Source organism: Mesorhizobium sp. M8A.F.Ca.ET.218.01.1.1 (assembly GCF_004791165.1).
In the GTDB taxonomy this organism is placed as follows: Bacteria; Pseudomonadota; Alphaproteobacteria; order Rhizobiales; family Rhizobiaceae; genus Mesorhizobium.
In genome coordinates this window covers 14200-31356 of the sequence record NZ_SRUZ01000017.1, presented here as the reverse complement: position 1 = coordinate 31356, position 17157 = coordinate 14200, and the positions used below count along the sequence as shown (strand labels likewise).

Here is a 17157-nt window from a genome sequence, read left to right as displayed (position 1 = left end):
CAGCTCATCCACGGTTTAAGCCACCTGAGGGGTGACGGGCTCTCGACCGCCGCCACGGATCAGGCAAGCACCTGGTCCGTGGCACCCTCAACAATGCACGATTCCAAACACACAAGGGGTGTTCCAGCTTGGCGATGCCGGAAAGATAGGCGCGGACTCAAAGCTTTAGATACGAAGGCCTCGCTCCGTGGCGCACCCCTCATCCGTCTTGCCGCTTCGCGGCAATCCACCTTCCCCCACAAGGGGGGAAGGAAGAGGCGCCGCGCTAGCCTCAGCTTTCAATCCAAACCTTCTCGAAATGCTGCTCAAGCGCCTGGTGCTGTTCGCAGCCTTCGACGCCCTTGCGATAGGTCCGGTAGACCGAGCGCCAGTAGGGCTGGATGATGATGCCGCTATCGCGCAGATTCTGCTCGATCTTGGCCATGATCTCCTTGCGAGCCTTGGCGTCCGGCATGGCCAACGCCTTGTCGAGCAGCGCGTCGAATTCCTTATTGGCATAGGCGCTTTCGTTCCAGGCGGCGCCGGATTTGTAGGCCAGCGCCAGCACCTGGACGCCGAGCGGGCGGCCCAGCCATTCGGTGCAGGAGAAGGGGTATTTGCTCCAGTCGTTCCAGAAGGTGGCGGCGGGCAGCACGGTGCGCTTGATCTTGAGGCCCGCCTCGCGCATCTGGGCGGCGATGGCGTCGCCGGTGCTCTTTTGCCATTCGACGTCGACCGAGATCAGCTCGTACTCGTGGTCCGCCTTGCCGGATTCGGCGAGCAGCTTCTTGGCCTGCTCGACATCGCGCTTGGCCGGGCCGATATCGGCAAACTCAGGATGCATGGGGCCGACATGGTGGTTGTCGGCGGGTTTGCCCCGGCCGTCGAGGCCGAGCTTCAGCACGGCGGCATTGTCCACCGCGAGCTGGGCGGCGCGGCGCACCTTGACGTCGTCATAGGGCGCATTACCGACATTGAAGCGGGCGACGATGGTCGAGCCGGTGGCGATCTCGGAATTCTTCAGTCCCATCTTGTCGGTCTGCGCGACGGCGTCCGAGGCGGTCTCGTGGTCGGTGTCGATCTCGCTGGATTCAAAGGCAGACAGCATGGCGTTGGGGTCGGAGCCGTAATCGATCCACTGGATGCCATCGAGATGGAACTCGCCCTTCCACCACGGCTTGTCCTTGCGTTTCACCTCCGCACCCGTCTCGGCGTCCCATTTCACCAGCTCGCAAGGACCCGTGGTGATCGCCAGCGCCTTCATGGGGTCGCCGTCGCCGTCATAGGAGCGGTGCATGATCAGCGCGGGATAGTCGGCCATGCCGGCGATCAGCGAAATGTCGGGCTTCGGCAGATTGAGTTTTATGGTGAAGTCGTCGACCTTCTCGATGCCGCCATCGACCACCTTCTTGGTGTCGGCATTGACCAGCGCGCCCATGCGCGCGGCGACCGAATTGCCGGCGACGCCGGCCTCGCACCAGCGGGTGAGGTTGTGGACGACATCGTCGGCGTTGAAGGCGTCGCCGTTCGACCAGGTGATGCCCTTGCGCACATGCAGGGTCAACGTCCTGGCGTCGTCGCTCATCTCCCACTTTTCCAGCAGCCACGGCTCGAACGAGAAATCGGTGTTCCAGCGCACCAGATATTCGTTGCAGTGGCGCGCGACATTGGACATTTCGACACCGTCGAAGGTGCGCGGATCCTTGAAGCCCTTGACGTTCATGGCGACGCGCAGGGTGCCGCCCTTCTTGGGTTCGGCGGCGCGGGCCGGGGCCGCGGCGATGCCGCCCAGGGCAAAGGCGCCGGCGGCGCTGACGCCGAGGCCAGCCATGAGCGCCAGATATTCGCGGCGGCTGATGCCGCCCGTCTTGAAATCCTCGGCGACAGGTCTGGCTTGCGGGTGGAGCTTGCGGTCGGTCAGCATGAATTTCATCATCGTTCCCTCTTTTGTTGGGCGTCCCGACCGATCGCCAACGCGGGGGGCTGCGACTGCCGGGACGCCTTTGCCTGAGGGCGCGATGATAGGGCTGGGGGATCGAGGGGAGTGTTCTGGAATCCGCAGGACTTGTGCGGTGCTCCGCTCGCGACTTCGTCATCCACGGGCGGAGCAGCCGCGCAGCGGCGTCGCGCAGACCCGAGGATCCATGCCGCGACCTTGCCGACTGGCGCAGCGGAGCAGAACCTGGACCGTGGCAACGCTTCAGAGTCCCGGCATGGATCCTAGGGTCTGCGCCGCGTCGCTGCGCTCCTTGCTTCGCCCTAGGATGACGAAGGGAAGAGGCGGCCCCACAACAAAAAACCCGGCGAGGCCGGGTTTTTCAAAGCGATCCCTGTCAGCCGAGCGTCAGCTCACCTTGGTCTGCGAGGCGGCCTGGTCCTCGGCGATCTTCTGCTGGAACATCTGCGCGAAATCGATCGGGTCGAGCATCAGCGGCGGGAAGCCGCCATTGCGCGTCGCCTCGGCGATGATCTGGCGGGCGAAGGGGAACAAAAGGCGCGGGCATTCGATGAACAGGATCGGCAGCATGTGCTCCTGCGGGAAGCCCGAAATGGCGAAGACGCCGCCATAGATCAGCTCGACGTTGAACAGCACTTCCTGGTCGAAGGAAGCCTTGGCGTTCAGCGTCAGGTTGACGTCGAATTGCTTGTCGGAGAGCGGGTTGGCGTTGACGTTGACGTTGATGGCGATGCCGGGCGCCTTGTCGCGGCCGCGCAGCGAGTTGGGTGCGCCGGGGCTTTCGAAGGACAGGTCCTTGACATACTGGGCCAGCACGTTGAGCGACGGCTGCGCCGCGCTGCCATCGCCGTTGCCGTTGGCGCCGACCGGCGCGTCATCATTGCTGGCCATGAGCCGATATCCTTTTCCCCTGGGCAGTCTCGCTCACCGAATTGAATCGGGGCTGACCGAATTGAAATCGGGCGTTCGCTACCATGGCCGGCATGACAAGACAAGGTTTGCCGCCTTGTGGCCTTGGGCGATTGGGGCGGACGCTTCGTGCGGGGAAGATCATCGCCGGAGGCCAGCGCCGCCCCTCACCTGCCTGCCGGCATCCTCTCCCCGTACAGTGACGGGGAGAGGGGGTGCTGTGTCCGATGATTTCGCCAATCATCAACGTTGGAAGGATGCGGCCGGCGTTGCGGCCAGCCTCTTTCTCCCCGTCACTATACGGGGAGAAATGTCCGGCAGGACAATGAGGGGCAGCGCCGACGTTCGGGAACAAGCCGCAACCGCGACCTAATCGTCCTTCAGCCGCCGCCAGGGCGAATTGTGGTCCGGGCCGCGCTTCAGGTCGTCCTCGCGCGAATAGTCGCCGTCTTCGAGGTCGATGACCTTGTCGCGCTGGCGGCGGAAGCCGCCGGTGGAGAAATTGCTGGCCACGACGATGCGGCCCTTGAGCCTGCTCCAGGCGAAGTCGCGCACCGGCGGCAGGAACAGGAGCAGGCCGACAATGTCCGTGATGAAGCCGGGGATGATCAGCAGGATCGCGGCGACGACGATCATGGCGCCATGGGCGAGCTGGCGGCTGGGGTCGTGGCCGGCGGCCATCTCGGCGCGGATGCGGGCCATGACGCCGAAACCCTGGTGCCGCAGCAGAAGCACGCCGGCGAAGCTCGAGGCCAGCACCAGGCCGACCGTCGCCAGCGCGCCGACCTCACGGCCGACGACGACGAAACCGGCGATTTCCAGCAGCGGCAGCGCGAGGAGAAAGAAGGGAAGCAGCGAAATGCGCAAGTCTTTACCGACCATTCGATTGTTTTGGCCCGCCGGCGACCAATCGCCGCTGGCACGGAGGCTGTTAGATAGGTATGCCTGCCTTTGATTTGAATGATTGCGCCTTGCGTTCTATATGCTTTGAATGGTGAACGCTATGCGACCGCGGCCTGTCGGCTTGACGGTCCGGCCTAGAGGCAGGGATTGATTGGCGGAAAATATGGGCTTCTTCGACTTCGGCACGATTTTCTTCCTGATCGCGGCGGTGGTGATCTTCTTCCAGCTGCGCAACGTGCTGGGCCGTCGGACCGGTAGCGAGCGGCCGCCCTTCGACCCCTATACGGCGGCGCGCACCGACAAGGAGGCCACGCAGAAGCCCGAAAACGTGGTTTCGCTGCCGCGCAAGCGGCTGCCCGGCGAGGCGGCGCCGGCCGACGCCTATACGGCGATCGACGCCTTCGCCAAGCCCGACACCGACCTCAACAAGGGCCTGCGCGCGATCAAGGACAACGACCCGTCCTTCGATCCCAAGGGTTTTGTCGACGGCGCCAAGATGGCCTATGAGATGATCGTCATGGCCTATGCCGACGGCGACCGCAAAACGCTGAAGAACCTTTTGTCGCGGGAGGTCTATGACGGGTTCGTCGCCGCGATCGGCGAGCGCGAGGCCAAGTCGGAAAAGATCCAGTCCTCCTTCGTCGGCATCGACAAGGCCGACATCGTTTCGGCCGAGATGAAGGGCGGCGAGGCGCATGTGACGCTGCGCATCATCAGCGAGCTGATCTCGGCGACGCGCGACCAGGCCGGCGCCGTCATCGACGGCGATCCGGAAACCGTGGCCGAGGTCAAGGATGTCTGGACCTTCGCCCGCGACACGCGCTCGCGCGATCCGAACTGGAAGCTCGTCGCCACCGAAGAAGAAGACTGAGCCCGGAACAGGCGGGCTCCGGTGTCGCTGTCGCCTCTCCTTGTTGAAAGGTCCTTCGGCGACCTGCCCGGCTGGGGCGGCGACGACCATCTGCCGGCCTTCGAGGCGTTTGCCCGTTCCGCCTTGCATGTGCCGATAAAACCCTATCGCAGCGGTGCGCTGGGCGTCGATTTCGGCGCCTTCGCCGAAGCCTATGCGCAAGCGCGTGGCGCCGCGCCGGCGAACCGATCCGAGGCCCGCGCCTTCTTCGAGCGCCATTTCGTTCCCATGCTGGTCCGGCCGGAAACCGGCGCCGGGCTCGTCACCGGCTTCTACGAGCCGCAAGTCGAGGCCTCGCCGGTGCGGACGGCGCATTTTACCGTGCCGCTGCTGTCGCGGCCGGCCGATCTTGTCGACGTCGACGACGCCAACCGGCCGGCCGGGATGGATCCTTATCTCGCCTTCGCCCGCCGGGCCGCCGACGGGCTGGCCGAATATCCCGACCGTGGCGCGATCGAGCGCGGCGCGATCGCCGGCCAGGGACTGGAGATCGCCTGGCTGGCCGACAAGGTCGATGCCTTCTTCATCCATGTGCAAGGCGCGGCGCGGCTCGCCATGACCGACGGCCGGCTTTGCCGCGTCACCTACGCCGCCAAATCCGGCCAGCGCTTTACCGGGCCCGGCAAGGTGCTGAGCGAGCTGGGGGAAATCCCGCTGGCGGACGTGACGATGCAGTCGATCCGCGCCTGGTTCAAGGCGCATCCGCGGCGCGTCGACGAGATCCTGTGGCGGAACCGTTCCTACATCTTCTTCCGCGAGGCCGCGGTGGATGACGCCGCGCTCGGGCCGATCGCGGCCGCCAAGGTGCCGCTGACGCCGGGCCGCTCGATGGCCGTCGACCGGCTGCTTCACACATTCGGCACGCCTTTTTACATCGACGCGCCGACGCTCACCGCCTTCGACAAAAGGCCGTTCCGGCGGCTGATGATCGCGCAGGACACCGGCTCGGCCATCACCGGACCGGCGCGCGGCGACCTGTTCGCCGGCTCGGGGGATACCGCCGGCGAGATCGCCGGCGTGGTGCGCAACGCCGCCGATTTCTACGCGCTGGTGCCGCGCGCGCTGGCCGGGGGCGCATGATGAGCAAGCGTCCGGACAAACTCAGCGAGGACGACCGGGTGCTGTGGAACCTGGTGGCGCGCACCGCCAAGCCGCTCAAGGGCCGCGCCGCCGTCGACATTCCGGACATGGCCGTCGATGCCAGGCCGACGCCGTCGCAGCCGGCCCAGCCCGCCGCCGGCCCGGCTGGCGCGGCAAAGCCGAAGGTGCAGCATGTCACGCACCGGCTCGACGAGCCGACGCTGGACAAGTTGCAGAAGGGCCGGTTGCCGATCGAGGGCCGCGTCGACCTGCATGGCATGACGCAGGACGAGGCCTATTCGCTGCTGTTCTCGTTCCTGCACCGGGCGCATGCCGGCGGCGTCCGCTATGTGCTGGTCATCACCGGCAAGGGGTCGTCCTCGGGCGGCGACGGTGTCTTGCGGCGTGCCGTGCCGGCCTGGCTGTCGACGCCGGCGTTCCGGCCGCTGGTCTCCAGCCACGACCATGCCGCCCGCAACCATGGCGGCTCGGGCGCGCTCTATATCAGGCTGCGGCGGGCGCGCTCATGACGCCGTTCGGCGAGAAGCTGCGGGCGCTGAGAGCCGAGCGCGGCGTCAGCCAGAAGGACATGGCCGCGGCGATCGGCGTCAGCGCCGCCTATCTCTCGGCGCTGGAGCATGGCCGGCGCGGCGCGCCGACCTGGACGCTGATCCAGAAGATCATCGGCTATTTCAACATCATCTGGGACGATGCCGAGGAGCTGGCGCGGCTGGCCGAAGCCTCGCACCCGCGCGTCAGGCTGGACACGTCGGGTCTTTCCCCCGCCGCCACCGAACTCGCCAACCTGTTGGCCGAAAACATCGAGAAGCTGGATGAGGCGGACTTGCGCCGCATCACAGGATCGATCCAGGCGGCCTTGGGCCGGCGATCCTAGAATTGCAGGAAAAGTGCGTAGCGGTTTTCCCGAGAAGCGCGTAGCGCTTCCCCTTGGGAATTGCGTAAAAACAAAGAGTTAGAGAATCGGTTCTTTGCTCCGACTTTGCGACGGCCGAGCGATCGCCGGTCGCAAGAACAGCGCCCGCCGGCGAGTAGCCGACGGGCAGCCATGGTGAGATCAATTCTTGCCGGCCGTGCTGCCGCCATTGCCGCCACGGCCATGGTCGCCATGGTTGCCATGATCGCGGCCGCCATTGCCACCGCCCAGGCAGTCCGACGCGCCGGCGGCGCCGCAACAGCGGCCGCTCCACAGGTCGTTGAGGCTGGTCTTGGCGCAGCTTGGAATGGTCTGCTCGGCCAGAGCGGATCCGGTCAGGGCCGAAACGGCAGCGGCGGCGAGAAGGGTGTTGCGCAGGAAAGCAGTCATTTGAAGTCTCCATGGTTTGGGTTTCTATCGTCCACGGCTGTGTGTCGCCGGGCGAACGGAAATGGTTCACGGAGGGATGCGGAAATTTTTGGAATGGCTATGCGAGACGCCCGATCGGCGATGTCAGCGCCGCCCCTCATCTGCCTGCCGGCATCTTCTCCCCGTAGAACAGGGAGAAGGTCGCTGTGGCAACCTCGCCACCCTTCCTGTACCGCTGACAATTGGCGAAATCGGCGATGACGGCGTCTTTCTCCCCGTCACTATACGGGGAGAAATGCCCGGCAGGGCAATGAGGGGCGGCGCCGACCTGCGCCAGGGGTAAGCGGAAGACACTTTCGGCACGAGACATACCGCGTTCGAACCGCGGCGCTCTTTGCTACTGCACCGAGCCCACCAGAACCTGCTGGCCGCCGCGGATCGAGACCCAGCGGCCGGTGTTGTCGATCGCCTGCCGCTTGAGGAAGCGGTAGCCGGTCTGGTCCCAGGGCTTGACCTTGTCGGTCAAATTGTCGAGCACATAATCGCCGCCGTCGGTGCGCACCGTCAGCACGGCGTGACCTTCGCCGTCGGGCTTGCGCACCACGGTTATCAAGAGATCGGCGAGCGAAACGCCCATGCGGGACAGCTGGCGCCGCTTCTCCAGCACATAGTCCTCGCAGTCGCCGACGCCCTTGTCGGGATAGGCCCAGACCTCGTCCGTGCCATAGATGTCCATGTCGCTCATCGGCTTGACTGATGCATTGACCCTGGCGGTGACGTTGAGCAGCTTGCGCATCAACCCGTCGGTCAGGGTGGCCGGCGCGAGGCTGGCCGGACGGATCGAACATTCGCCCGGATGCTGCTTGCAGAAATCGTAGTGGCCGATCGGCTGCGAGGTGAGGCCACCGGTCGCCATCGCGTCCGAAGCCCAGGCCGGTGCCATCCAGCCTCCCGTTACTGCCAGCCCGGCTGCCACGCATACGCGCAGCCTTCGCATGGTTGAGGAATTCATTGTCCCCGCTCGCCCTGTTGTTAACGAAACGTTAAGGGCGATTTACACTCCGTGTCAATTACGACGTCGGGTTGATTTGCAGCATGGTTACCCGCGGGGAGGGACAGCGGCACTTGTGCAACAGAATCGGACCGCCGGCCCGGCTCCGTTTCTAGAATTGCCTACCGCTTGGCGGTGCGGACCAGCTTCGGCTTCACCGCCACCCGGTTCTGGCGGCCATAGCTGGTGATGAAGTCGACGATGCGCGGCACGATCTCGGAGCGGAAGCGCGAGCCGTTGAAGACGCCGTAATGGCCGACCGCCGGCTGCATGTAATGCGCCTTCCTGTCGGCGGGGATGTTGACGCACAGGTCCTGCGCGGCCTTGGTCTGGCCAAGGCCCGAAATGTCGTCGTTCTCGCCCTCGACCGTGAACAGGGCAACGTTGCGGATGGCGGACGGATCGATCCTGGTGCCGCGATGCGTCATCTCGCCCTTGGGCAACGCATGGCGCACGAAGACGGTGTCGACGGTCTGCAGGTAGAACTCCGCCGTCAGGTCCATCACCGCCAGATACTCGTCGTAGAAGTCGCGGTGCTTTTCTGCATTGTCGCCATCATGCTTCACAAGGTGCATGAAGAAGTCCTTGTGGGCGATGATGTGGCGGTCGAGGTTCATGCTCATGAAGCCCGAAAGCTGCAGGAAGCCGGGATAGACCTCACGGCCGAAGCCCGGCACCGGCCAGGGCGCGCGCATGACGACGTTGTCGCGGAACCAGTCGATGCCCTTTTCCTCGGCCAGCAGATTGACCGCGGTCGGGTTGCGGCGGGTGTCGATCGGTCCGCCCATCAGCGTCATCGTCGAAGGGACGAAGGGGTCGCCGCGCGTTTCCATCAGCGAAACCGCCGCCAGCACCGGCACGGAAGGCTGGCACACCGCCATCAGATGGGTGTCCGGACCCAGCGTGTGCAGCATGTCGATGATGTAGTCGATATAGTCGTCGAGATCGAAGCTGCCATCGGCCAGCGGCACCATGCGCGCGTCGACCCAGTCGGTGATGTGGACATCGGCATAGGGCAGCATCGCCTCGACCGTGCCGCGCAGCAGCGTCGCGTAATGACCCGACATCGGCGCCACGATCAGCAGCTTCGGGTCGGCCTTGCGTCCGGCGGGAACGGCGCGCTCGAACCGGACGAGATTGCAGAACGGCTTCGACCAGATGGTCTTTTCGGTGACCGCGACGCTCTTCCAGTCGACCACCGTCTTGGCCAGGCCGAATTGCGGCTTGCCGTAGCGGCGCGTGGTGCGCTCGAACAGTTCGGCGCCGGCCGCGATCGATCGGCCCCAGGGTGTGTGCGAGACCGGATTGAGCGGATTGGAGTAGAAGAGCCGGACAGCGTCGGCATAGAGCCGGGCCGGCTGCAAGGCGGCATGGTTCATTTCGTATAGCTGGTAGTACATCAAGAACCCCGCTGCTGCCTCGACCGAAGGGACGACGAGCAGCGCCGAGCCTTGAATGTCACGCGGGGAGGTTAACAACTAATTGCTGCGATGCAATACGTCACGTGGCGTGACCAATGCTTCTTTCGTCCAAAGCCTTGAAAACCGGCCCCAGACGGCACAGCCGGCTCAATGTGCGCCGCCGAAATGTGTAGGATATGTGTCAGGCCACCGCGCCGGACACCTGACCATGATCGCCGAAAAATACCCGCTTTGCGCGGCTGAGCCGCGGTCCGGGAGTGATCATGGTCAAGAGACGGTCAAATCAGACGCGCGCCATGCAGACCGAAGTCTGGCCGGAGCCGATGAAGCCGAGCTGGCCGGCGGCGCCTTTCGACAGGTCGAGCACGCGGCCCTTGATGAAGGGACCACGATCGTTGATGCGCACGACGACGCTGCGGCCGTTGTTCTTGTTGGTGACCCGCAATTTGGTGCCGAAAGGCAGCGTGCGGTGGGCGGCGGTCATCGCCGAGGGGTTCATGCGCTCGCCCGAGGCGGTCCTCGAGTGCAGCGCGTACCAGGACGCGCGGCCACACTGGCCGGCGGCGGCGGTTGCCGAAGTGGCGGAGGCGCCGACCATCAGGCCAGCAGCGATCGTTACCGCGACAAGCGCGGTCTGTTTTGGGGTCTTCATATTTGGGGGATGGCTCCGTTTTTGACAGACCCCAGCCGTTAGGTCGAGAATAAGGCAGGAAATGCGGCAGTGATCTGGCGGTTCCATGGCGAGATCACACGTTTGGAGTCACCGGGTAACAGTCTGTCAGGGATCTTCTGGAGCGCCGGGATCAGTTTTCGACCTTGTTTTGATCGGCACGAAGGACTTTCATGACAAGATTAGACGTTTATCTTCAAATAGAAACCTGCGCGGTCTGGCCACCTCCTTCGGCTCTTTCATCGCGGCAACGGCGCCGCGATCGATCGACTTTCAAAATCGGGGTCCGACAATGAGACTGATCAAAAATCTGCTGGCCTTGATCGTGCTGGCCATCGGTGCGCTGTGGTCGCTGCAAGGCATCGGCATGATCGGCGGCAGCTTCATGACCGGCCAGTCGCAATGGCTCTATATCGGCCTCGCCGCCATGCTGATCGGCCTGGCCGGGCTGGTGTGGGCGAACCGTGGGCTTCGATGAAAGGTCGACCCCCGCTCGTCAATCGCGCCGCCGCCACAGGCCTAACCGACCTCCGCGGCCCTAACCGAACAGCTGGTCCAGAATCCTGCCTTCGCGGCGGGCAAGCTCGGCGGAGCCGCGGCGGCGCGGCCGTTCCACCGGCACATCCAGATCGAGCGCGATCCTGCCGTCGCTGATCACCACCACCCGGTCGGCGAGCGCAACCGCTTCGGCGACATCATGCGTGACCAGCACGGCGGTGAATTTCTGGGCTATCCAGATACGCTCCAGCAATTGCTGCATCTCGATGCGGGTCAGCGCGTCGAGCGCCCCGAGCGGCTCGTCGAGCGCCAGGACCTGCGGGTGACCGACCAGCGCGCGGGCCAGCGCCACGCGCTGCTTCTGGCCGCCGGACAGCACCGAGGGCCATTCATCGGCTCGGTCCGCGAGGCCGACCTTGCCGAGAATGTCGAGCGCGCGCTGCCTCGCTTGCGTGCCGGAGGCGAGGCCGGTCAACCCGACCTCGACGTTTTTCACCACGCTGGCCCAGGGCAGCAGGCGCGGCTCCTGGAACATGAAGCGCGTGCGGCTGTGGCCCTCTTCCTCGGCCCCCAGCGTCAGCGATCCCGAGGTCGGCCGGTCGAGCCCCGCGAGCAAGCGGAGCAGCGTGCTCTTGCCGCAGCCGCTTTTGCCGATGACGGCGACGAACTGCCCGACCGGCACGTCGAGATCGATGCCGTCGAGAACGGTCTTGTCGCCAAAGCGTTTCTCCACGCCCTTGAAGGCGAAGGCACGCCTGCCTTCGACCGATATCGCCGGGCGCGCTGGCGCTGGCGTGGTGACAAAGGAGCGGACGGCGGTCAGACTGGCGGCTGGCATCGAATACTCATCCGTTCTGAAAGGCGGGATGCCAGCCGAGCGACAGGCGCTCGAGCAGGCGGGCGAGACTGTCGGCGAGCTTGCCGAGCAGCGCGTAGATCAGGATCGACAGCACGACGACATCGATCAGCAGGAACTCGCGCGCCTGCATGGCCATGTAGCCGAGCCCGGAGCTGGCCGAGATGGTTTCGGCGACGATCAGCGTCAGCCACATGATGCCCAAGGCGTAGCGCAGGCCGACGAAGATCGCCGGCAGCGCGCCGGGCAGGATGACGCGGAAGAACAGCGCGCGCCGGTCCATGCCGTAGACGCGGCCCATCTCCACCAGTTGCGGGTCAACGCTCTGGATGCCGAGCAGCGTGTTGACGTAGATCGGAAAGAACACGCCGAGCGCCACCAGGAACAGTTTTGCTTCCTCGTCGATGCCGAACCACAGGATGACCAGCGGAATCAGCGCCAGGTGCGGAATGTTGCGGATCATCTGCAGCGTGGTGTCGGTCAGGCCGCGGCTGAGCGTCGACAGCCCGTTGGCAAGGCCGAGCGCGAAGCCGATCGAGCCGCCGACGGCGAAGCCGGCCAGGGCGCGCGCCGTCGAGACGCCGATGTTGCGGATCAGTTCACCGGACAGCGTCAAACGCCAGAAGGCCTCGGCGACGGCGCTTGGTGCCGGAAGCACGTTGGCCGGCATGACGCCGGCGCGGGACGCCACCTCCCAGCCGGCAAGCACCAGCACCGGCAATAGCCAGCCGATGCCGTTCCTGCGCAGGTGCGTGGAAAAGCTCATGACGCGGCCTGCAGGCGGGCCGCGCCATGGAAGCCGACGGAGAATTCGTTGGCGATGTCTTCGCGCGGCTTGAGCCGCCTGGTACCAAGCCCGAGCTTGGGGAAGAGCAGTTCGGCGACGCGATAGGCTTCCTCGAGATGCGGATAGCCGGAGCCGATGATCGTATCGATGCCGATCGCCTGGTACTCGCGGATGCGGTCGGCGACCTGCTCCGGCGTGCCGACCAGCGCGGTGCCGGCGCCGCCGCGCACCAGCCCGACGCCGGCCCACAGATTGGGCGAGACGACCAGCCTGTCGCGGCGGCCGCCATGCAGTTCGGCCATGCGGCGCTGGCCGACCGAGTCCATCTGGTTGAGGAACCGCGCCTGCGCGTTCTCGATCTGCGCATCGGTGACGTGGCTGATCAACCGGTCGGCGGCGCGCCAGGCTTCATCCTCGGTTTCGCGAACAATGAAATGCAGCCGGATGCCGAAACGCAGTTCGCGGCCGCGCAATGCCGCCTTCGCGCGCGCCGAAGCCAGCTTTTCGGCGACCTGCGCCGGTGGCTCGCCCCAAGTGAGGTACATATCCACCAGGTCGGCGGCAAGATCCTGCCCGGCGTCGGACGAGCCGCCGAAATAAAGCGGCGGCCGGTCCTGTGATGGCAGAAGGTCGAGGCGGCCATTCTCGACGCGGTAATATTTCCCGTCGAAATTGACGCGCTCGCCGGACACCAAACCGCGCCAGATGGTCAGGAATTCATGCGCCTGCGCATAGCGCTCGTCATGCGGCAGGAAGACGCCGTCGCCGGCAAGCTCGGCCGGATTGCCGCCGACCACGACATTGAGCAGCAGGCGGCCGTTACTCAGACGGTCGAGAGCCGCCGTCTGGCGCGCCGCGAAGGTCGGCAGGGTCACGCCCGGCCGCAGCGCGACGAGGAATTTGAGCCTTTCGGTCAGCGTCGCCAGCCCAGTGGCGGTGATCCAGGAATCCTCGCAGTTCTGCCCGGTCGGCAACAGCACGCCGGGGAAGCCGAGCCGGTCGACTGCCTGCGCGATCTCCTTGAAATAGCCGAACTCCGGCGGCCGCTGCTGCTGCTCGGAGCCGAGATAGGAACCGTCGCCATGCGTCGGGATGAACCAGAAGAAATCGAGTGGCTTGGCTGGCGTGGTCAAGGCGGCCTCCTGGAGGTCAAAGGCACAACGGCAACAGCGCCGGGCGTTTCTCCACCCGGCGCCGCGTGACGAAAAATCAATTGCCCGGCGCTGTCCAAACCGCGTCGGAAATCCGCACCGCTTTGGGGATCAGGCCAAGCTTGTAGAAGCGGTCGGCGGTAGCCTGCTGGCCGGCAACGATCTCGTCGGTGATCGGAAAGATGCCGAACTTGCTGCGATTGGCGGCGATGGTCTGTGCGTCGAGCGGCACGCCGGTGACCTCATGCAACGCCTCGGCCACCTTGTCGCGATTCTGGTCCGCCCATTTCGCCGCCTCGCCAAGCGCGGCGATGGTCGTGGTGACGATTTCGGGATGCGCCTTGGCGAAATCCTTGTTGGCGAGGAAATAGGTGTTGACCTTGAGCACCTCGCTGGAGCGGGCCAGCACACGCGGCTGGTAGCGGGTTTCGGCGATGGCAAAGAACGGATCCCAGACCGCCCAGGCATCGATCTGGTCGCTGGCGAAGGCGGCGGCCGCATCCGCCGGGCTGAGATAGACCGGCGTGATCTGATCGAACGCGACACCTGCCTTTTCCAGCGCGGCGACGAGAAGATTATGCGCACTGGTGCCCTTGCCGACGCCGACGCGCTTGCCCTTGAGGTCGGCGACCGCCTGGACCGGCGAGGCCGGCTTGACGAAGATCGCCTCGCCTTCGCCATTGGACGGCAGCGCCGCGGCATAGACGATGTTGGCGCCGGCCGATTGACCGAAGATCGGCGGCGCGTCGCCGGTCCAGCCGGCATCGATGGCGCCGACATTGAGCGCTTCGACCAATGGCGGCCCGGCGGTGAACTCGACCCACTTCACGGTGACGCCCTTGTCGCCGAGCGCCTTCTCGATCACCTGCTGCTGCCTGGCGATCACCGGCAGGCCGGTCTTCTGGTAGCCGATGCTGAACTGCTTCAGGTCCTGCGCGGCGGCGCCGAACGACGGCACGACTGTCGCGGCCAGAAGGCCAATGCCGAAAACGCGTCTCGTCAGATTGAACATGATCCCTCTCCTTCAATGCGCGGCAGGAAATGTCCTCACCGGTTGGAAGATGGATCAGGCTAGGTAGTTCTATAAATTTAGTAGAGAAATAATTTTGCGAGATGATTGTGACGGGCGGAATTTTTTTCTACGGCACCTATACCTTCGTCATCCTAGGGCGAAGCAAGGAGCGAAGCGACGCGGCGCAGACCCTAGGATCCATGCCGTGACTTTGGTCGTAGAATGCGACGGATCAGAAACGACGCTTACACGCTCACTCACCCGGATTACGCTTCAAACATGACCGGTCTATATGACCGCAAGCCAGAAACGTGGCACTATCTACATTGGCGTCACCAACGACCTCGGCCGCCGTGTACCCGAGCACAAATCTGGCCAAGGCTCAGGCTTTACCAGTCGCTACGGCGTGCAACGCCTTGTCTGGTACGAAGAGTATTTCGACATCACTGATGCGATCCAACGTGAGAAGTCCCTGAAACGCTGGCCACGCCAATGGAAGATCGAGCTGATCGAGAAAGCTAATCCGGAATGGTTCGAACTCTTTCGCGGAACTGGGTGGTGAGCCGTTTTTGCACCGTTGCAACGCACCACAGTCGCGGCATGGATCCTAGGGTGTGCGCGCGTCGCTTTGCTCCTTGCTTCGCCCTAGGATGACGAAGACGTGGAGGCTAGCGCGAAAGATCGCTAACGCTATGCGTCGGTGCGCCAACCGCCAGCCACTCACTGCGACCAGTACTGCCAGGCCCAATAAAAGCTCTCGTCGCGCGGCGGCAGGCGGTCGTGCCCGGCGCGGAGATGGACCGGCGCCGGCGAGCGCGGGCCGTCCTCGTTTGCCGCTTTGTCCTCGGCGGCAAGGCCGAGCAGCCAGGAGCCGACATGGGCGAACAACACGGCGGTGGAATGGGTCATCGTCATTCTCCTTTTCCGATCATTCACGCCCCGCCCACGGGACGAGCATGCGCTCGATCCGGCGGATGGTGAATTCGAGCACAAAGGCGATGGCCGCGATCACCAATATGCCCATCACCACCACGTCGGTGACGAGGAACTGGGCCGCGGACTGGATCATGAAACCAAGGCCGCGCGTCGCCGCCACCAGTTCGGCCGCGACCAGTGTCGACCAGCCTGCGCCGAGCGCGATGCGCAGGCCGGTCAGGATCGAGGGCAGGGCGCTGGGCAGGATCACCTGGCGGACCACCTGGGCTCGCGTCGCGCCAAGCGAGCGCGCGGCGTTGATGCGCTCCCGCGAGACGCCGCGAACGCCCGAGGCGGTCGACAGGGCGACCGGCGCCAGCATGGCGATGGCGATCACCAGGATCTTCGACGGCTCGCCGATGCCGAACCAGATGATGACCAGCGGCAGATAGGCCAAAGGCGGGATCGGCCGCAGGAATTCGAGCAGCGGATCGAAGATGCCGCGCCCCACCGTGCTGATGCCGATGGCGAGCCCCACCGGCACACCGACGAGGATGGCGGCGACCAGCGCGGCAAAGACGCGGCCCAGGCTGGCGACGACATGCTGCAGCAGCGTCGCGTCGACGAAGCCGTCGCGGATGACGACGACGAACTTGTTCCACACGGCGAGCGGCGAAGGCAGGAACACCGGCGACACCAACTGCAGGCGGGCCGACAGCGTCCAGAGCGCCAGCACCGCCAGGATGGTGACGGCGCTGACCATGCGTGCCGAAACGCCGGTCCGTTTCGTCCGTGGCCTGGACCAGGGCACCGACAGGCCGTCGGTTTCGTCCGCCCCTGAACCGGGCCGTTCCGTGTAGGAGGAAATGGTCATGCCGCCTCTCCCTCGAAGATCGCGTCGGTCAGTTCGCCGCGCGCCGCCGCGAAGGCCGGGTCGTCCTTGATGGCGCGAATGGGCTCGCCGGAGGCATAGCGCCGGGAGAAGCCCGGCTCGAAGGTTCGCACCACGCGCCCGGGGCCGGGCGCCAGCACGACGACGCGGGTGGCGAGCACCAGCGCTTCCTCGATGCCGTGCGTCACCATCAGCACGCCGGCATGGCTTGCGGTCCAAAGGTCGAGCAGCGTCGTCTGCATGCGTTCGCGCGTCAGCGCGTCGAGCGCGCCGAGCGGCTCGTCGAGCAGCAGGAATTCGGGTTCGGCGGCGAGCGCGCGGGCGAGGCCGACACGCTGGCGCATGCCGCCGGACAGCTCCCAGATGCGCTTGTCGCCGGCATCGGCGAGCTTCACCAGCTCCAGCAGCCGGTCGGCGCGCCGCGCCCGTTCGGATGGCCTGACACCGCGCAGCCGCAGCGCGAAGGCGACGTTCTCGCGGGCGGTCAGCCAGGGAAACAGCGCATCGTTCTGGAACACCACCGCCCGGTCCGAACCGGGTCCGGTGATCGGCTGGCCGTTGATCGAGGCCGTGCCGCGCGCGGGCGTGATCAGGCCGGCGGCAACGTTGAGCAGCGAGGTCTTGCCGCAGCCGGAGCGGCCGACAAGAACGACGAAATCGTCCTTGGCAACTGCGATCGAGACCCGCTCGACGGCGGGCGCCGGCTGGCCGTCATAATGGATGGAGATGTTGTCGAGCACGAGATGCGGCATGGGGCCCCTCGCCGAGCAATTCCAGAAAAGTGTGAGGCGGTTTTCCGTCCGGATTGCGTCAGGGATGAATCGGTTCGGTAAAATCCGCCTGCCCCGAAACCGCGCCTCGTC

General features: G+C 65.2%; 20 protein-coding genes. 6 read left to right on the top strand and 14 right to left on the bottom strand.

Annotation, left to right across the window (positions count from 1 at the left end):
- Window positions 1–271 precede the first annotated feature (271 nt).
- The 3 genes from EN861_RS33905 to EN861_RS33890 all read right to left on the bottom strand — a co-directional run bounded on the left by EN861_RS33905 (window position 272) and on the right by EN861_RS33890 (window position 3712).
- The gene (locus tag EN861_RS33905; protein ID WP_135867792.1) at window positions 272–1912 is read right to left on the bottom strand and encodes an ABC transporter substrate-binding protein; all 1641 of its coding nucleotides are present in this window, start codon (window positions 1910–1912) and stop codon (window positions 272–274) included.
- Between the two features lie 411 nt (window positions 1913–2323).
- Window positions 2324–2827 (bottom strand): protein-export chaperone SecB, encoded by a 504-nt coding sequence (secB, locus tag EN861_RS33900; protein ID WP_135867790.1) that lies wholly within the window; start codon window positions 2825–2827, stop codon window positions 2324–2326.
- A gap of 387 nt (window positions 2828–3214) precedes the next feature.
- Entirely contained in the window at window positions 3215–3712 is a 498-nt protein-coding gene (locus EN861_RS33890; protein ID WP_127277700.1) for an FxsA family protein, read from the bottom strand.
- Between the two features lie 199 nt (window positions 3713–3911).
- Here EN861_RS33890 and EN861_RS33885 point away from each other — a divergent pair, with 199 nt between their 5' ends.
- From EN861_RS33885 to EN861_RS33870, 4 genes are read left to right on the top strand one after another with little or no spacing between them, the layout of a single operon-like run.
- The gene (locus EN861_RS33885) at window positions 3912–4619 is read left to right on the top strand and encodes a Tim44/TimA family putative adaptor protein (protein WP_127277701.1); all 708 of its coding nucleotides are present in this window, start codon (window positions 3912–3914) and stop codon (window positions 4617–4619) included.
- 21 nt (window positions 4620–4640) lie between these two features.
- Window positions 4641–5738 (top strand): murein transglycosylase A, encoded by a 1098-nt coding sequence (locus tag EN861_RS33880; protein ID WP_135867789.1) that lies wholly within the window; start codon window positions 4641–4643, stop codon window positions 5736–5738.
- The gene (locus EN861_RS33875; RefSeq protein WP_127277692.1) at window positions 5738–6268 is read left to right on the top strand and encodes a Smr/MutS family protein; all 531 of its coding nucleotides are present in this window, start codon (window positions 5738–5740) and stop codon (window positions 6266–6268) included. The genes EN861_RS33880 and EN861_RS33875 overlap by 1 nt, the downstream gene beginning before the upstream one ends.
- A complete protein-coding gene (locus EN861_RS33870) occupies window positions 6265–6633 on the top strand; it encodes a helix-turn-helix transcriptional regulator (RefSeq protein ID WP_127277693.1) in 369 nt (122 codons plus the stop codon). The genes EN861_RS33875 and EN861_RS33870 overlap by 4 nt, the downstream gene beginning before the upstream one ends.
- Window positions 6634–6813: 180 nt before the next feature.
- Here the strand turns inward: EN861_RS33870 and EN861_RS33865 are convergent, their stop codons facing one another.
- From EN861_RS33865 to EN861_RS33845, 4 genes are all read right to left on the bottom strand, one after another.
- Window positions 6814–7062 (bottom strand): hypothetical protein, encoded by a 249-nt coding sequence (locus EN861_RS33865; protein WP_127277694.1) that lies wholly within the window; start codon window positions 7060–7062, stop codon window positions 6814–6816.
- A gap of 376 nt (window positions 7063–7438) precedes the next feature.
- Complete coding sequence (locus EN861_RS33855) at window positions 7439–8053, bottom strand: transglutaminase-like cysteine peptidase (RefSeq protein WP_127277695.1); 615 nt, start codon at window positions 8051–8053, stop codon at window positions 7439–7441.
- 161 nt (window positions 8054–8214) lie between these two features.
- Window positions 8215–9492 carry a polyhydroxyalkanoate depolymerase gene (locus tag EN861_RS33850; RefSeq protein WP_127277696.1) on the bottom strand — a complete coding sequence of 426 codons (1278 nt, stop codon included), beginning with the start codon at window positions 9490–9492 and terminating at the stop codon, window positions 8215–8217.
- 304 nt (window positions 9493–9796) lie between these two features.
- The gene (locus tag EN861_RS33845) at window positions 9797–10165 is read right to left on the bottom strand and encodes a septal ring lytic transglycosylase RlpA family protein (protein WP_127277697.1); all 369 of its coding nucleotides are present in this window, start codon (window positions 10163–10165) and stop codon (window positions 9797–9799) included.
- Between the two features lie 310 nt (window positions 10166–10475).
- Here EN861_RS33845 and EN861_RS35655 point away from each other — a divergent pair, with 310 nt between their 5' ends.
- Window positions 10476–10661 carry a hypothetical protein gene (locus EN861_RS35655; RefSeq protein WP_189343804.1) on the top strand — a complete coding sequence of 62 codons (186 nt, stop codon included), beginning with the start codon at window positions 10476–10478 and terminating at the stop codon, window positions 10659–10661.
- 60 nt (window positions 10662–10721) lie between these two features.
- Here the strand turns inward: EN861_RS35655 and EN861_RS33835 are convergent, their stop codons facing one another.
- The 4 genes from EN861_RS33835 to EN861_RS33820 form a co-directional block, all read right to left on the bottom strand.
- A complete protein-coding gene (locus EN861_RS33835; RefSeq protein WP_135867788.1) occupies window positions 10722–11519 on the bottom strand; it encodes an ATP-binding cassette domain-containing protein in 798 nt (265 codons plus the stop codon).
- A gap of 7 nt (window positions 11520–11526) precedes the next feature.
- Window positions 11527–12303 carry an ABC transporter permease subunit gene (locus tag EN861_RS33830; RefSeq protein ID WP_127873554.1) on the bottom strand — a complete coding sequence of 259 codons (777 nt, stop codon included), beginning with the start codon at window positions 12301–12303 and terminating at the stop codon, window positions 11527–11529.
- Window positions 12300–13457, bottom strand: a complete 1158-nt coding sequence (ssuD, locus tag EN861_RS33825) for an FMNH2-dependent alkanesulfonate monooxygenase (RefSeq protein ID WP_135867787.1) — start codon at window positions 13455–13457, stop codon at window positions 12300–12302. Before ssuD ends, EN861_RS33830 begins: the two co-directional genes overlap by 4 nt.
- A 76-nt stretch (window positions 13458–13533) precedes the next feature.
- Window positions 13534–14487 carry a sulfonate ABC transporter substrate-binding protein gene (locus EN861_RS33820; protein ID WP_127873552.1) on the bottom strand — a complete coding sequence of 318 codons (954 nt, stop codon included), beginning with the start codon at window positions 14485–14487 and terminating at the stop codon, window positions 13534–13536.
- Window positions 14488–14779: 292 nt separating this feature from the next.
- Here EN861_RS33820 and EN861_RS33815 point away from each other — a divergent pair, with 292 nt between their 5' ends.
- Window positions 14780–15049 (top strand): GIY-YIG nuclease family protein, encoded by a 270-nt coding sequence (locus EN861_RS33815; protein ID WP_135867786.1) that lies wholly within the window; start codon window positions 14780–14782, stop codon window positions 15047–15049.
- A gap of 158 nt (window positions 15050–15207) precedes the next feature.
- On the opposite strand, the gene EN861_RS33810 is transcribed toward EN861_RS33815, so the two are convergent.
- From EN861_RS33810 to EN861_RS33800, 3 genes are read right to left on the bottom strand one after another with little or no spacing between them, the layout of a single operon-like run.
- Entirely contained in the window at window positions 15208–15396 is a 189-nt protein-coding gene (locus EN861_RS33810) for a hypothetical protein (protein WP_135867785.1), read from the bottom strand.
- 19 nt (window positions 15397–15415) lie between these two features.
- The gene (locus tag EN861_RS33805) at window positions 15416–16276 is read right to left on the bottom strand and encodes an ABC transporter permease subunit (protein ID WP_135867784.1); all 861 of its coding nucleotides are present in this window, start codon (window positions 16274–16276) and stop codon (window positions 15416–15418) included.
- Entirely contained in the window at window positions 16273–17046 is a 774-nt protein-coding gene (locus EN861_RS33800) for a taurine ABC transporter ATP-binding protein (RefSeq protein ID WP_135867783.1), read from the bottom strand. The genes EN861_RS33805 and EN861_RS33800 overlap by 4 nt, the downstream gene beginning before the upstream one ends.
- Between the last annotated feature and the right edge of the window lie 111 nt (window positions 17047–17157).

Coding starts and splice junctions, on each gene's coding strand:
- EN861_RS33870 (WP_127277693.1), top strand. CDS start 6,265: ATGACGCCGTTCGGCGAGAAGCTGCGGGCGCTGAGAGCCGAGCGCGGC.
- EN861_RS33815 (WP_135867786.1), top strand. CDS start 14,780: ATGACCGCAAGCCAGAAACGTGGCACTATCTACATTGGCGTCACCAAC.
- EN861_RS33845 (WP_127277697.1), bottom strand. CDS start 10,165: ATGAAGACCCCAAAACAGACCGCGCTTGTCGCGGTAACGATCGCTGCT.
- EN861_RS33805 (WP_135867784.1), bottom strand. CDS start 16,276: ATGACCATTTCCTCCTACACGGAACGGCCCGGTTCAGGGGCGGACGAA.
- EN861_RS33850 (WP_127277696.1), bottom strand. CDS start 9,492: ATGTACTACCAGCTATACGAAATGAACCATGCCGCCTTGCAGCCGGCC.
- EN861_RS33810 (WP_135867785.1), bottom strand. CDS start 15,396: ATGACCCATTCCACCGCCGTGTTGTTCGCCCATGTCGGCTCCTGGCTG.
- EN861_RS33875 (WP_127277692.1), top strand. CDS start 5,738: ATGAGCAAGCGTCCGGACAAACTCAGCGAGGACGACCGGGTGCTGTGG.
- EN861_RS35655 (WP_189343804.1), top strand. CDS start 10,476: ATGAGACTGATCAAAAATCTGCTGGCCTTGATCGTGCTGGCCATCGGT.
- EN861_RS33865 (WP_127277694.1), bottom strand. CDS start 7,062: ATGACTGCTTTCCTGCGCAACACCCTTCTCGCCGCCGCTGCCGTTTCG.
- EN861_RS33885 (WP_127277701.1), top strand. CDS start 3,912: ATGGGCTTCTTCGACTTCGGCACGATTTTCTTCCTGATCGCGGCGGTG.
- EN861_RS33855 (WP_127277695.1), bottom strand. CDS start 8,053: ATGAATTCCTCAACCATGCGAAGGCTGCGCGTATGCGTGGCAGCCGGG.
- EN861_RS33830 (WP_127873554.1), bottom strand. CDS start 12,303: ATGAGCTTTTCCACGCACCTGCGCAGGAACGGCATCGGCTGGCTATTG.
- EN861_RS33835 (WP_135867788.1), bottom strand. CDS start 11,519: ATGCCAGCCGCCAGTCTGACCGCCGTCCGCTCCTTTGTCACCACGCCA.
- secB (WP_135867790.1), bottom strand. CDS start 2,827: ATGGCCAGCAATGATGACGCGCCGGTCGGCGCCAACGGCAACGGCGAT.
- EN861_RS33905 (WP_135867792.1), bottom strand. CDS start 1,912: ATGAAATTCATGCTGACCGACCGCAAGCTCCACCCGCAAGCCAGACCT.
- EN861_RS33820 (WP_127873552.1), bottom strand. CDS start 14,487: ATGTTCAATCTGACGAGACGCGTTTTCGGCATTGGCCTTCTGGCCGCG.
- EN861_RS33800 (WP_135867783.1), bottom strand. CDS start 17,046: ATGCCGCATCTCGTGCTCGACAACATCTCCATCCATTATGACGGCCAG.